Genomic DNA, 13,329 nt, shown 5'->3' on the forward strand with positions numbered 1-13,329 from the left:
GACAATGTGGGGACGCGGGTCTACGCGACCGCCTCCGTGGGGACAGGCGAGGGTGCGGCCGGGGATTCCTGGCCCTTGCGTGGCACGAGCGCCAGGGGCGCGTCGGCCGCCGCCTGTTCCATCTGCGGCAGCACGCTGGTGTAGGTGTCGGCGGTGAGCTGGTACGAGGAGTGGCCGAGCAGGGACTGGATCGTCTTCATGTGGACGCCGGCCGCGAGGGAGAGCGTCGCGGCGCAATGCCGCAGGTCGTGCAGCCGTACGGGCGGCAGGCCGAGCTTCTCGACGAGCCGGGCGAAGACCTGGGAGAGGTACTCCGGGTGGTACGGCCGCCCGTCCTCCCAGGTGAAGACGCGCCCCGAGTCGACGTAGGGGCCGTACTTCTTCGGCTCCTTCTGGTGCTTCTCCTCCCACTCCACGCGCTCTGCCTGCTGCCTCCGCCTCCAGAACAGCAGGAGCTCGCGGGACTGGGCGTCCAGCAGGATCGTGCGGGCGCCGCTGTCGCTCTTGGGGGTGTCCTCCCAGACGTCGTATGAGAAGGAGACGAGCTGCTCCGTGATGTGGACGACGCCGGTCTGCAGGTCGGTCTCTGCCCAGGGCAGGCCGGCCGACTCGCCCCGCCTGGGCCCGCGGAAGATCATGAGGTGGAACATCGGGTAGAGCCGGTGCTCGGCGACGCCGTCGAGGAACTCGCCTGTCTGCTCCGGTGTCCAGACCATCACGGGCCCGGGTTTCTCGCCGGTCTCGCGCCAGCGGGCGACGCGCTCACGGGTCCAGATGAAGGGCTTGGGCGGCGTGTACTTCGGCAGCACGACGTGCTTCGTCCAGTTCTCACTGATGAGCTTCTCGGTCAGTACTGCGTAGTCCAGAGCCGAGCTGAGTTCGTTCTTCATCTTGAGCTGGGCGCCGGGGCCGGTGATGTGGCGGGGCTTCCTCCGCTCGTCGCGCAGCGCCTGCTTGGCGTCGTTCCACCGCTGGCGCAGCTCGAGTGGGCGCGGTCTCGCGGCGGCTTTCCACGCCGTGTGCGCGGCGTCGACCTCGGCTTCGGCGGCGGCTGCCGTGGCGCGGTTCGCCGCGTGCGTCTCGTTGTCGCGCCAGATCTGCTCGAACATCTCCTGGATGTGCCGGGTGCGGAGGTCACGCATCTTCAGATGGCCGAGGTGCGGGACGAAAACGCGGTCGATGTGGTCCTGGTAGCCCTTCCTGGTCGACCGCTTGAGGTTGACCTTCTTCTCGATCCAGCGCCGTAGGAACTGCTCGACGGTCTCGTCCGAGAGGACGTCGATGCCTCCTTGGGCCTGGTCCCAGATCGCTTGGGCTTCGTCCTCGGCCTTCTTCTTGGTGAGGAAGCCGCCCTTGCGTGCTCTTCGTCGCTTGCCGCCGGGGCCGTTGGGCAGTTCGACGTAGTAGTACCAGGTGCCGTGGTCGCGCTTGCTCAACTGTGGGCAGTCCGCGCCGATTTCCTTCGTCTTTGGCCTGCCGTCGCTGCCGAGTAGTGGTTCGCCGTCTTCGCTGGTGACGGGTGTCCTGCAGGCGCAGCGCTTGTAGACGGACCCCTTGAACACGTTGTCTCCCCTCCGGTGCTGAGCAGTGTCGGCGTCATCCCGAACGCACCCGATCATATGTGGAGACAGTTACATGTCTCCCTGATATCGTCGGCGTAGATGGATGGCCTGGTCGATTTGGTGTCTGGCTGGTGTGCGCTCGGGTTTGCTCGCCCTGCACGTGCACATACCTATGTGGTGGCGGTCTGATTCCGGGTGTAACCCATTTGGGTGGACGCGGATCTTGGCGCCCTCGCTGAGGAGACTCTAGGCCCGGCCGGGACTGTCCGGGAGGCGCGGGGGCGAGACGGGAGAGCCTGAACATGGGTGGTCGTCGAGATTCAGCCACGCGCGGTGCGGCGCCTGGCGACGGTGCCGGGATGACGCGGGAGGAAGTGCTGGAGCTGCCGGTAGCGATCGACGTCCTGACCGCCGGCAGGGCGTTCGGCCTCGGCCGGAACACGACGTACGAGTTGATCAATGCCGGAGAGTTCCCGGTGAAAGTCCACCAGTACGGCAAGGGCAACCGCAGGGTCCTGACCTCCGAGCTGTGGGCGGCACTCGGGGTGGAGCCGAAATAGAGGCGGGCGCGAGGGGGCGACTCGGCCGCCCCCTCGCCGCCGCCGCGGAGTCGCCCAGCCCCCGACGCAGCCCGCTCAATTGAGTGGGCTGCGACCCCGCGCCCCGGGAAGCGCTACGCGCCCTGCCAATGGCGATCGACGTGTCGACTGCGGAGGCGTTCGGGGTGGGCGGGACGCTGGCCTATCGCCTGGTGCGCGATGGCGAGTTCCCCGTGGCTGTGATCCGAGCGGGCAACAAGCTTCGGGTCCGCACGGCGGACGCGTGGGAGGTGCTGGGTGTCGGGCCGGGCTGACGGGGCCGCGGAAGCAGCGACTCACGTGAGTCGCTGCACGTCGCCGAGTCTGCGACTTGTCGCGGGCGGCGCTGGGGTGACAGCGGCGCTTCCCCGGGAAACACCTGCCCGGTCCGGAGGGGTGGAACAGCCGTGCTGAACCCAGTGCGCTGTCAGCCAGCGGGGACGCGCTGTCGACTGCCCCGCCCTCGCTGAGAGTCGACTCCTGCTGCAGGGCGCAGCCTCCGTCGGGGTTGGCGGGGAGGCCAACCCCGACGGAGGCCAATGACGAGTTGGCATACTTTGACTATGCATACTGCGAGTCTGCAGGTCGTGGCCCGTCGCAGAGGTGGTCTGCCCTCGCTGGATGTAACCGCCGGGTAGGTAGACGAGGCTGGAACAGGTCGGCTACGGTGCCGCGAACCCAGTTGGTGTGCACATTGTGTAGACCATTACATGTCGGGCTGACAGTGATGGGTTCTGGCATACCCTGGTGCAGGGGGATACCGGGGGATATGGGCTGGAGAGGTGATGAGGGCATACGGCCACGAGACGGACGGAGTGACTGCCGTCCCCGAGGAAGCCGCCTACTTGGCGGCGGCGGCTGAGCGCCTGCTGGAGGGTGCGGCGACGCTCGCGGACACCGCGCAGTGGATGACGGAGACCGCCGGGCCGACAGTGTTCGGGCGGCCGTGGTCGCCGACGACGCTACGTCGCAGACTGCGCAATCCCGGGATCGCGGGACTGCGGGAGAACGCGGACGGTGAGCTGGTGAAGGGGCCGGCCGAGCCTCTCGTCGACCGCGACACCTTCGACGCGCTGCAGGAGTTGTTCACGCGCAACGAGCGAGGTCAGGGCAGTAAGCCGGCGCATGTCCATCTGCTGTCCGGGGGGACCGCGGTGTGCGACTTGTGCGACAGTCCGCTGGTGTCCCGGTCTACAGCGAACGGCGGGCGCGGATACGTCTGCGAGACCGCGGGATGCGGCAAGGTCCGGATCGCTGCGGAGCCGCTGGACAAGTACGTCGCCGAGCGTGCCATCGCGAGACTGGGGCGCGCGGGCATGATGAAGCGGCTGGCCGATCTGCGGGACGGGTTTGTCGCGGAGTCCGAGGAGGCCGCCAGGTTCCTGGACGGGCTGCGGAGCCACAAGGATGAATTGGCCCGGGCCTTCGGGGCGAAGGATCTGAGTCTTGGGGAGTTCAAGAAGGCGAAGGAAGCTCTGGAGGCGCGGCGCTCGCAGGCCATGGCCGCCATGCGAAGGGGTAAGTACCTCGGCGAGCTGCCGGAGTTGACTGTCGAGGCGCTGGTCGAGTGGTGGAACGAGACTGCGGGTCAGGAGCAGCGGCGGGCACTCTTGCAGTTGATCGTGGCCGAGGTGCGAGTCGGCCCGGCCGCGGTACGTGGATCACGCCGATTCGACGAGACTCGGTTCGACATCCTCTGGCGGTAGGGGAGTTCTGCCGCTGGCCGTCGGTCTACAGAGGGAGGAGCTGTCGGAAGCGGACCCCTTCGTCCGCACATATGTTTGCGCTCCGGTGGATCGGGTCGTAGTCTAAACGATCTCGCGCTCTGTGTAACGCTTAGTCACCGACCGTGCTGCGCCCGGTGCTACCTACGAGGGAGCGAGTCGGGGCGCAGGGAGTCGCCTGCGTCATAGCTTTGGGGAGAAGTGCGTGGACGGGCGTATCTCGCTGGCCGCAGTGAAGGGGTGGGTAGAGGTGGACGGGGCCGAGGGCGTCGGTGTCGGACATGAGGGCAGGGAAGAGGAGCTGGCGCTGGAATGCCTCAAGGTCCTGATGGGCGCGGACGTGGAGTTCGAGCCCTCTGATTTGGGGCCGACATGTGTTGAGGCAGAGTTTAGCTAGCTTGGCAAGTCATTTCGAGGGTGCGCCCCGGTGGTCTCTGTGGACTGCCGGGGCCTCCGTGTTTGACGTTCGGGCGCCCGCGAAGGTTGCGCGAAATCAAAGTAAATGACACTTGACGTTCATGAGTTGGTGATCATAGAATGTAGTCACAACCTCACAGGAATCCATCCTGCGAGACCGAAGAGTGCGAGGAGTCAGTGACATGAGCGTCAGCGAGGCGAGCATCGAGGTCATCGCCATCCCCCTCGGTGAGATCGAGCCCAACCCGGACCAGCCCCGGAAGTTCTTCGACGAGGCCAAGCTGGAAGAACTGGCCGCCCAGTTCCGCTCGGTCGGCCAGCTCCAGCCGATCGTGGTCCGCCCAGCCGGCGACCGGTTCCAGATCGTGATGGGCGAGCGCCGCTGGCGGGCCATGCATCTGGTGGAGGGTGCCACCGCCATCGAGGCCAAGGTCGTCTCGAGCGTCGACGACGAGAACGCGTTCATCATGGGCATCTCCGAGAATGTCGGCCGTGCGGACATGACCCTCATGGAAGAGGCGCAGGCGTACGCGGACCTGGTCGGGTTCGGATACCAGGCGGAGCGCATCGCGGAGATGTTCGGCAAGACCACCGACTACGTGAAGTGGCGGATGGACCTGCTCAACCTCACCACGGACATCGCGGAGCTCGTCTCCGCGGGCAAGATCAAGGCGGACTTCGCCTGGTACCTGTCGAAGCTCACGCCGGCGAACCAGAAGGTGGCCGTCACCCGGTACATGAAGGGCGACTTCAGGACGGAGACCGACGCCTCCACCTTCGCGCAGGCCCTGCGGATGAAGGAGAACCAGGAGGGCTTCTTCTCCGAGAAGGAGCTGTCGGAGAAGGAGAAGGAGGACAAGGCCAAGGAGCGCAAGCAGGCCAAGTCCAAGGTGGACCACGTCGAGCGCGCGGGCGGGCTGCTGGAGGAGCTGGCGAAGCTGACGCCGTCGGAGCTGGCCGAGCTGTTCGAAGGCGAGGTCGGGAAGCAGCTGGACGCGGTGGAGCGGGTGCGCAAGGCGGCGGCTGAGGCGGTGAAGAAGCTGCGGAAGGCGAAGGCGATGTCCGAAGCGAAGCAGCTGACGGTCCGGCCCGAGCTGGAGGTCGAGCCCGAGGCGGAGGATCTGACTGAAGAGGGGCCGAGCGAGGCGGAGCTGGCTGATCTGGAGGCCGCAGAGCCGACGGAAGTTGAGCTGGAGGAGGCGGCCTGATCGGTCAGGTTTCAGTGGCCGGGCCCCCCCGCGGTGGGGTGCCCGGCCACTGGTCTTTGGGTGCCCGGCTGGCGGTGCGGGCGCGGCGCCTGGGGTGGGGCGGAAGTGGGGTGCAAGTGGGGTGCGCCGGAGTCTGGGAGGGGTCTCCGGCGGGCTCGCCTGGAGGGGGGTGTCGGAGTGCCCGCGAGCGCACCACAGGTATAAACATAGCTTGACGTTCAGGCTGACTGACGATAGAATGTAGTTCTCAAGTTTGCTCCATGTCAACTCAAAAGTGGATCCCGGAAAGAGAGTCAGTCAGGGCTGGCGGGGTCAGTGACCTGGCGAGCCAGTTCTCGATGTAGAGAGAGGCGTGGCAATGCGTTCTGTGGAGTTCGAAGGGAAGAAGTGGGTCCCGGCTGACGGCGGCGACCAGTGCGACGGCCTGGAGGTGCAGCTCATTCAGCAGGCCATGCGGGCGGCGAACGCGGCGTGGGAGGAGTGCAGGGTCCAGTGGGGCAAGGTCAGGGAGGAGTGCGAGCGGAGCGGTATCCCCCGCGTGGAGGGCGAGAGCCTCGAAGAGGCCATGCGGCAGGCGGGCTTCGGCGGGACTGAGGTCGAGGACCGGATCCTTGAGTGTCGAGCCCTGGCTCTGCGTCATCGGCGGCAGGCGAGTCACTGGTCCTTCGTGGCGCGATGGCTCCTCGACCAGTTCTGGACCGAGGTGGAGGCCCCCGAGTCGGATCGGCTCATCCTCGGCAAGTTCCAGGTGGAGGGTCAGGGCGTCAAGTAGTGAGCATCTGGGGTGGGTTCACGGTGCCGTGAACCCACCCCATTTCGGGTGTAGAGGTCTCTCCGTGCTGGGACGTCGGGTCCTGCGCCGGAGCGAAGAGGGGAAGGGAAAGTATGAAAGTGCTCATCGAGGAGAACGGAACGCTGGGCCCGGAGCAGGCAGCGGCGCTCCTGCGCTCAGGGGTGGTGACACCAGGGTGCGGTTGGCTGACGGCGGCGCTGGCCACGGTGATCCCGTGCCGGGTGTGCGGCGTGCGGCTGAGGGTTGAACCGGTGCGGGCATCGGGCGGCACCACCGTGGCCGTGGACGGCGAGGGCCGGCTCGTGTTCGGCTCCGGCAGTACGTCCCACGATGCGCTCGGGGTGCAGCTGTGTGACGGCTGCTTCGAGTTGGCCGGGTGGGAGAACACCGACAGCGATGAGGGCCACGACCAGGAGCCGGACCCGGACTGCCCGCTGTGCGGCGGCACCGGGGCGGCGTGAAGGAGGGGCATGTTCGAACTGTTCACGCACAGGTACCAGGGCTTCGAGCCCGCGATGGGAGTCCCGGTGCGCATCACCCTGTCCGCGCCGAGATGGACCCTGCCGTATCCCCTGGAGCACCAGGTGCGGGAAGCCGCGCCCAGCCGGACGTACTTCGGGTCGCCGCGGACTGACTTCGAGAGGGCGTACCGGGCGCAACTCGACAGCTTCGGGGTTGGCTTCTTCGGCCCTCGGTTCCAGCAAATCGCTGTCGAAGGACGGGATTTGCGGCTGGTGCTGCTGTGCTTCGAAGACCTGGCGAAACCTGGGGAGTGGTGTCACCGGCGGATGTTCGCGGCCTGGTGGCGGGAGCAGACTGGGGCGCAGGTCCGGGAACTCGGGCCGCTGAGGCCGGAGTACGAGCAAGGGACGCTGATGTGAGCGCTGAGCAGGGAAGACGGAACTGGCTGGATATGCGACCGGAGGACTTCGAGAAGTCACTGGAGCCCAAGCCGGCGCCGCCCGGGCAGATGCAGCTGTTCCCGCCTGGCCCGGCGCAGCCGAAGTCACGGCGGAAACCTCCGATTGAGCCGTGCGCGTTCGGCACGATGGATCTGCTGGACCTTGTCGACCCCGATGAGTAGGTGAATTCGCTCCGGTTCATGGGGCGTTGTGCAGGTGGCGGGCGTGGCGTCGCGCCCGCCACCTGTGTTGAGACAGATATCCGTCTGATAGGTTCGATGTGTTGGCGGGGCGATCTTCCCGATCGGGCCCCGTCGCGCGCCGGTAGTGCACCTGGTAGCACGCCCCGCCCCCGGTGGGGAGGAGCTCGTTCGAGTCGGGCCCGGCGCTCGAGGATGCGTCCGCACAGGCATGTGGTGTGGAGCCGACCAGCCCCGGAACCAACCCCTCCAGGCGTCCCCCGCGCCTCCTGGTTCCCCGACGGTCCGGCACGGCAGGACCAGCCCCCTGCCCCTCCGGCCCCGTATCCCACTCCTGTTCAGCCTGAGACGAGAAGCGCGACCACGATCGGCCGCCCAACGTGGCCGGCCCCGTGAAGGGGAGGCCCTGGTGTTCCACGGTTCGATCCCCGCCGATCTCCGCGCGGTCATCCACGAGCACACCGCCACCTGGCGCGGGCAGGCCGAGGACATCTACGTCGGCTGCTCGGGAAACTTCACCATCGAACGCGTCCTGCACGACAGCGGCTTCCGTCTCCACGGATGCGACGTGCAGCTGTACTCGTCGGCGATCGGCTGGTACCTCGCAGGGCAGGAACTGCCCATCGTCATCCGGCCCGAGTCGGCCGGCGAACTCGACTGGCTGGCCCCGTATATGGACGGTCGGGCCGGGACGCTGGCCGTGGTGCTGCTCGGCTCCCGGTTCTTCCAGTGGCTCGGCCGAGGCGAGCACCCGTACTACGGGCGGATGCTCGGCGCCTACCAGAAGCAGTTCCCGGAGCTGCACGCCAAGACCGTCGCGAAGATCGAGGCACTGCCGCTGCGCCTGGCCTCGTATGCGCCGATGGACGTGAACGAGTGGCTTGCCGAGCATGTGCCGCCAGACGTGCCGGTGGTGGCCTTCCCGCCGTTCTTCGCCGGGGACTACGAGAACCAGTTCGCGGCGCTCGACAAGCACCTGGACTGGCCGGCTCCGGAGTACCCGACGCTGGACGGCTCCGCGAAGCAGACCCTCATCGAGCGCATCACCGACCGGCCCCGCTGGGTCCTCGGCCTGCATTTCGACGTTGAGGAGCTCGCCGATCACCTGCGCGGCCAGGTGCAGACCGCCAACCGCGGGGTGCCGATCAACGTGTACTCCTCGGTGCCGCGCTCCCGGGTCGTACGGCCCAACCAGCGCCTGGAGCCGGTCAAGTCCCCGCGGCTCGTACCAGGCCAGCGTCTCGGCGGGACGCTGTCGCTCGCGCCGCTCACGATGGGGCAGTTCGCGACGCTGCGGTCGCAGTACATGAACCACAACATCCGCCCGGGCACGCCGACGATGGCACTCGCGGTCCTGGTCGACGGCGTGGTGGTGGGCGCGTTCGCGTTCTCCACGCCGAAGTACGACCCGCACAACGTGTACCTGCTGTCCGACTTCCCTGTAGCGCCGACGTCGTACGGGCGGCTGGCGAAGCTCGTGCTGTACGCGGCGCTGTCGACCGAGGCGCAGTTCCTCACGCAGCGTGCCATGAACACCCGCCTCACGCGGCTGAACACCACGGCTTTCACGCAGCGGCCAGTGTCGATGAAGTACCGCGGGCTGATGCGCCTGAACTCCCGTAAGGACTCCGCCGATCCGGCGTACCGCTACCAGCTCGACTACGGCTGTGAGCTCGGCCGCTGGACCCTCGCCGAGGGGTTCGCGCAGTGGCAGGCCAAGCACGGGCAAGCGGAGGGACTCAAGGAGGAGACGAACCGTTGAGCCAGTCCATCAAGCCCCGCATGGTCGAGGGCGACCCGCGCGACCTGACACTCCTGGACGTGAACGCCCGCTTCATGCGGCACGAGCAGTTCCAGCGCCTGGTCGCCAACATCCGCGAGGACGGCTCGCTGACCTCCACGCCGCTGGTGTGGAATGACGCCGAAACCGGACGGCGGATCGTGCTGTCGGGGAACCACCGCACCAAAGCGGCGATCGAGGCCGGCCTGGAGCGGATCTTCTGGCTGGAGATCACCGAACCGCTCCCGCGGCAAAGGCAGATCGCGCTGCAGCTGTCCCACAACGCGATCGCGGGCGAGGACGACCCGGCCACCCTCAAGGCGCTGTACGAGGAACTGGAAGACGTCTCGATGCGCCTGTACTCCGGGCTGGACGACAAGACCCTCGAACTCCTCGACGAGGTCACCGTCCACAGCCTCGCCGAAGCGAACCTCGACTTCGCCACGGTGCAGATCGTCTTCCTCCCGGACGAGAAGGAGGCCGCGGAGAAGGCGCTGGAGTCCGCCCGCAAGGCGGCCTCAGCCGATGCGAGATGGCTTGCCCGTATCGACCAGTACGAGGCCGTGCTCGACGCGCTCGACACGACGAAGGGCGCGCACAACATCGGCAATGTCGCCGCGGCCTTCGCGATCATCCTCGCAGTCTTCGAGCGGCACCTCGGCGAGCTCGCGGAAGGCTGGTACGACCCGGACGAGCCAGCGGCCAAGCGCAAGGGACACGCCCCCATCGAAACGGTGCTCGGCACCCGCACCATGCCGGCCGCCGCCGCCGCGGTCGTCCAGCAGGCCATCGACCGCATGATCCGCGCCGAGGGCCTGCCGACGGACCAGCGATGGCGCGCCCTGGAACTGTGGGCCGCCGACTACCTGGCGGGTGCGGCATGAGGCAGCCCGGCGTCCAGGCCGGCCAGGTCTGGGCCGACAACGACAAGCGCTCCGAAGACCGCACCCTGCGCGTGGATGCGGTCGACGCCCGGTACGCGCACTGCACCGTCCTCACCGCGGCCACGCCCGGAGGCCGCACCGGGCACCGGGTACGCATTCTCGTCGAGCGCATGTGCCCGACCAGCACCGGCTACCGGCTCCTCCCCGAAGCGGGTGCCGTATGAACGCCGCCCGGATCGCCGAGCAGCAGCTGTACCGCAAGCTCCTCGCCGAGCGGTACGGCCCGCTGGACAAGCTGGAAGCCGAACGCTACCCCGTGGCCGCTACCGCCCCGGAACGCGCGGCCGTAGCGAGCGAGGAGCAGTGGCGCCGCCAGGTCCGCGAGATCGCCACCCGCTACGGCTGGGAGCTCGCCTACCACACCGCCGACTCGCGCCGCTCGGATGCCGGATGGCCCGACGAGGTCTTCGGGCACATCACGCAACGCCGCACGCTCTTCGTCGAGTTCAAGTCCGATACCGGGCGCCTGCGCCCCGAACAGCGCGTGTGGCTGGCGCACCTGGCCGACAGTGGCTTCGAGGTCGCCGTATGGCGCCCCCGTGACCTGCACACCGTGCTGCGCGTCCTCGGCCCGGCCAAGCAGCGCGCCGCCCTACCGCCGACATTTGGGAGGTCCGCCGCATGACCCCGCACAACCAGCCCCACGACGCGGTGGCACTCGCATCCGAGCGTGACCAGCTGCACGCCGAGCTGGATCAGCTCACCGGCGTGCAGCGCGCCGCCGCGAAGCTCGCCCGCACGCTGACCGAGCACCTGGCCGATGAACCGTTCCGCCTCGCGGATCAGCTGGCGGGGCTCCTCGAGGGCGAGCTGGAGCCGGACGAGATCGAGGAGACATTCCGCGGATGAACCTCGCCAAGGACGCCGCCTCCTGGGAGCGCACCGTGTCCGTCACCCCACTGTCCGACGACGTACGGCGCAAGGCCGCTCTTCAGGTTGCCGGCCAGGCCATCGGCTTCACCAAGGAGCAGCGCCAAGCCGACTGCGCGGAGCTACTGGAACACCTCGGCCTCCTCGACCCGAACCTGCGCGGCAAGACGACCACCTGAAGTGAGGACTCCCTCGCGGCAGTGAACCGGCGCATCACAGGAGGACGGAGCGGAACGAGGCAGGAGCACCAAGCGGATGGCAGAGAGCGCCGAAGCATGGGAGCGGCGGCCAGGCGAATCGGCCGCCGCGTGGGAGGCGTTTGCCTGCTACCGCGACCTCGGCCTCTCACGCAGCATCAGCAAGGTCACCGATAGCCTCCGCAAGGCCCGGACCCTCGTCGAGCGGTGGTCGGTCACGCACCAGTGGGTGATCCGCGCCGAGGCGTGGGACCGCGAGCAAGACCGCCTGTGGCGCGCCGAGCGTCAGCAGGCCGCCCGCGAGGTCGCGCGACGCCACGCCCGGCTGGCCTCCGCAGCCCAGGCCAAGATCGTCGCTCAGCTGCAGCAGCTCGACCCGTCCCGCCTCAGCCCCTCCGACGTCATCCGCTGGCTGGAGGCCACCGTCCGCATCGAGCGCCAGGCGTACGGCATCGACCTCGTCGAAGCCGCCGCCACGAGCGGCACGCCGGGCATCCCCGACGTGAGCGAGCTGACCGACGAGGAGCGCCGCGCTCGCATGGAACAGCTGCGCCGCGAGCTCGAGTCCCGCATCGGCGCCGTCGACGGTGATCAGCCGTGACCGACCGCTTCAACGGGCTCCCGGACCCGGCCGGCATCTCCGACGCCCAACTGCATGCCGAGATCGCCGCGCTGCTGGAGGCTGACGAGAAGGCCGCCCGCCGCTGGGCCTGCGACCGGCCCGGCTGCGACGGCATGCCTCACGAGGGCTGGCTCCACCACCACGCTCGCGCCGCGCAGCGCGTCCCCGCCGGGGCATGGGCGGCCTGGATGCTGCTCACCGGCCGCGGCTGGGGCAAAACTCGCACAGCATCACAAACCGTCCATGAGTGGGCCACCATGCCCGGCACGATGATCGCCGTCGTCGCCAAGAACGCCACCCTGGTCAAGGAGATCTGCTTCGAATCCCCCAAGTCCGGCCTGCTGTCCGTCATCCCGCCCGAAGACATCCGCCGCTACAGCCCCGGCAACGGCCTGACCATCCTCCGCCTGAAGAACGGCTCCGCGATCTACGGCTTCGGCGCCGAGACCCCTGACAACCTCCGCGGCTTCGCCTTCGACAAGGGCTGGCTCGACGAGTACGCCGCCTGGAACCGGCACACCGCCCAGTCGGTGTACGACATGCTGTGGTTCTGCCTGCGCGAAGCCCCCGCCCCGCAGGTCGTCATCTCCACCACCCCGAAGCCGCTCCCGCACGTCAAGCGCCTGGTCGAGCGCGGCCGTCGCCCCGGCTCCACCGTGGTCCTCACCACCGGCCGCACCGAGGACAACCGCGCCAACCTCTCCCCGGCCGCACTCGCCGAACTCGACTCCGAGTACGGCGGCACCCGCCTGGGCCGCCAGGAACTCGACGGCGTTCTCCTCGAAGACGTCGAAGGCGCCCTGTGGAAGCAGTGGATGTTCGAGGTCGAGGGCTTCCGCATCGCCCGCACCGCGATCCCGCCGCTCGACCGCCTGGTCGTCGCCGTCGACCCGGCGGTCACCACGACCGACACCGCAGACATGACCGCCTTCACGGTCGCCGGCCGCTCCTACCTGCTGGAGCAGATGTACGGCGACCGCCGCCCCCGCGGCTATGTCCTCCACGCCGAACAGGACCGCCACACCCCGACCGCCGCGATGCGCCGCGCCGCCGCGCTCTACCACGAGCAGCAGGCCGACTGTGTCGTCATCGAGGCCAACAACGGCGGCGACTACCTTCCCGCCCTCCTCGCCGAGGTCGACCCGACCGTCCCGTGCCGCGTCGTCCACGCCACCCGCGGCAAACGCGCCCGGGCCGCCCCGGTGGCGATGCTCTACGAGCAGTCCCGTATCACCCACGCCGGCCCGCCCCGCACCTTCGCGGTGCTGGAGGAACAGATGACGACGTACGTCGGCGCCTCCGAGGCGGAGGAGAAGTCCCCGGACCTCCTCGACTCCTGCGTCTGGGCACTGACACATCTCTTCCTCGACGCGTCGGCTGTCGGCGCCCCCTCACGCCCTTCGGACAGCCGCCTCTCCGGCCGCCGCTGATGGGCCCGGTCGCGCTGACATCAGGTGCGACGGGCGATAGCGCCGCCTTGAAGGCACTACGTCATACAGTCGTTTTTCACGCAGAATGAAGCCCCACTCGAC

At 68.4% G+C, this 13,329-nt stretch carries 17 protein-coding genes and 1 tRNA gene; 17 read left to right on the forward strand and 1 reads right to left on the reverse strand.

The window, feature by feature from the left end; all coding sequences use genetic code 11:
* Positions 1–20: 20 nt before the first annotated feature.
* Positions 21–1,562, reverse strand: coding sequence for a site-specific integrase (locus FVS66_RS24095; protein ID WP_187645670.1), 1,542 nt, complete (start codon positions 1,560–1,562; stop codon positions 21–23).
* 359 nt (positions 1,563–1,921) lie between these two features.
* Between FVS66_RS24095 and FVS66_RS24100 the strand changes: the two genes are divergently transcribed.
* From FVS66_RS24100 to FVS66_RS24175, 17 genes are all read left to right on the forward strand, one after another.
* Positions 1,922–2,122 (forward strand): DNA-binding protein, encoded by a 201-nt coding sequence (locus tag FVS66_RS24100; RefSeq protein WP_149183275.1) that lies wholly within the window; start codon positions 1,922–1,924, stop codon positions 2,120–2,122.
* Positions 2,123–2,250: 128 nt separating this feature from the next.
* Positions 2,251–2,415 (forward strand): hypothetical protein, encoded by a 165-nt coding sequence (locus FVS66_RS35200; protein WP_187645671.1) that lies wholly within the window; start codon positions 2,251–2,253, stop codon positions 2,413–2,415.
* A 510-nt stretch (positions 2,416–2,925) separates the two neighbouring features.
* Positions 2,926–3,846 (forward strand): recombinase family protein, encoded by a 921-nt coding sequence (locus FVS66_RS24105; RefSeq protein WP_149183276.1) that lies wholly within the window; start codon positions 2,926–2,928, stop codon positions 3,844–3,846.
* Positions 3,847–4,069: 223 nt separating this feature from the next.
* On the forward strand, positions 4,070–4,261 hold the full coding sequence (locus FVS66_RS24110; RefSeq protein WP_149183277.1) for a hypothetical protein: 192 nt from the start codon (positions 4,070–4,072) through the stop codon (positions 4,259–4,261).
* Positions 4,262–4,463: 202 nt separating this feature from the next.
* Positions 4,464–5,489 carry a ParB/RepB/Spo0J family partition protein gene (locus FVS66_RS24115; RefSeq protein ID WP_149183278.1) on the forward strand — a complete coding sequence of 342 codons (1,026 nt, stop codon included), beginning with the start codon at positions 4,464–4,466 and terminating at the stop codon, positions 5,487–5,489.
* 358 nt (positions 5,490–5,847) lie between these two features.
* On the forward strand, positions 5,848–6,261 hold the full coding sequence (locus FVS66_RS24120; protein ID WP_149183279.1) for a hypothetical protein: 414 nt from the start codon (positions 5,848–5,850) through the stop codon (positions 6,259–6,261).
* A 113-nt stretch (positions 6,262–6,374) separates the two neighbouring features.
* Positions 6,375–6,743, forward strand: a complete 369-nt coding sequence (locus FVS66_RS24125; RefSeq protein WP_149183280.1) for a hypothetical protein — start codon at positions 6,375–6,377, stop codon at positions 6,741–6,743.
* Positions 6,744–6,752: 9 nt separating this feature from the next.
* Entirely contained in the window at positions 6,753–7,163 is a 411-nt protein-coding gene (locus tag FVS66_RS24130; protein ID WP_149183281.1) for a hypothetical protein, read from the forward strand.
* A 339-nt stretch (positions 7,164–7,502) separates the two neighbouring features.
* A tRNA-Gly gene (locus tag FVS66_RS24135) sits at positions 7,503–7,574 on the forward strand.
* 219 nt (positions 7,575–7,793) lie between these two features.
* Positions 7,794–9,146, forward strand: a complete 1,353-nt coding sequence (locus FVS66_RS24140; RefSeq protein ID WP_149183282.1) for a hypothetical protein — start codon at positions 7,794–7,796, stop codon at positions 9,144–9,146.
* Complete coding sequence (locus FVS66_RS24145) at positions 9,143–10,048, forward strand: ParB/Srx family N-terminal domain-containing protein (RefSeq protein ID WP_262387169.1); 906 nt, start codon at positions 9,143–9,145, stop codon at positions 10,046–10,048. The genes FVS66_RS24140 and FVS66_RS24145 overlap by 4 nt, the downstream gene beginning before the upstream one ends.
* Entirely contained in the window at positions 10,045–10,272 is a 228-nt protein-coding gene (locus FVS66_RS24150) for a hypothetical protein (RefSeq protein ID WP_149183283.1), read from the forward strand. Before FVS66_RS24145 ends, FVS66_RS24150 begins: the two co-directional genes overlap by 4 nt.
* Positions 10,269–10,733 (forward strand): VRR-NUC domain-containing protein, encoded by a 465-nt coding sequence (locus FVS66_RS24155; RefSeq protein WP_149183284.1) that lies wholly within the window; start codon positions 10,269–10,271, stop codon positions 10,731–10,733. Before FVS66_RS24150 ends, FVS66_RS24155 begins: the two co-directional genes overlap by 4 nt.
* The gene (locus tag FVS66_RS24160; protein ID WP_149183285.1) at positions 10,730–10,957 is read left to right on the forward strand and encodes a hypothetical protein; all 228 of its coding nucleotides are present in this window, start codon (positions 10,730–10,732) and stop codon (positions 10,955–10,957) included. The genes FVS66_RS24155 and FVS66_RS24160 overlap by 4 nt, the downstream gene beginning before the upstream one ends.
* Positions 10,954–11,157, forward strand: a complete 204-nt coding sequence (locus FVS66_RS24165; protein WP_149183286.1) for a hypothetical protein — start codon at positions 10,954–10,956, stop codon at positions 11,155–11,157. Before FVS66_RS24160 ends, FVS66_RS24165 begins: the two co-directional genes overlap by 4 nt.
* A gap of 76 nt (positions 11,158–11,233) precedes the next feature.
* Complete coding sequence (locus FVS66_RS24170; RefSeq protein WP_149183287.1) at positions 11,234–11,776, forward strand: hypothetical protein; 543 nt, start codon at positions 11,234–11,236, stop codon at positions 11,774–11,776.
* Entirely contained in the window at positions 11,773–13,227 is a 1,455-nt protein-coding gene (locus FVS66_RS24175; RefSeq protein WP_149183288.1) for a terminase large subunit domain-containing protein, read from the forward strand. Before FVS66_RS24170 ends, FVS66_RS24175 begins: the two co-directional genes overlap by 4 nt.
* Positions 13,228–13,329 lie beyond the last annotated feature (102 nt).

This window comes from Streptomyces sp. TRM49041, assembly GCF_008271805.1.
GTDB lineage: Bacteria > Actinomycetota > Actinomycetes > Streptomycetales > Streptomycetaceae > Streptomyces.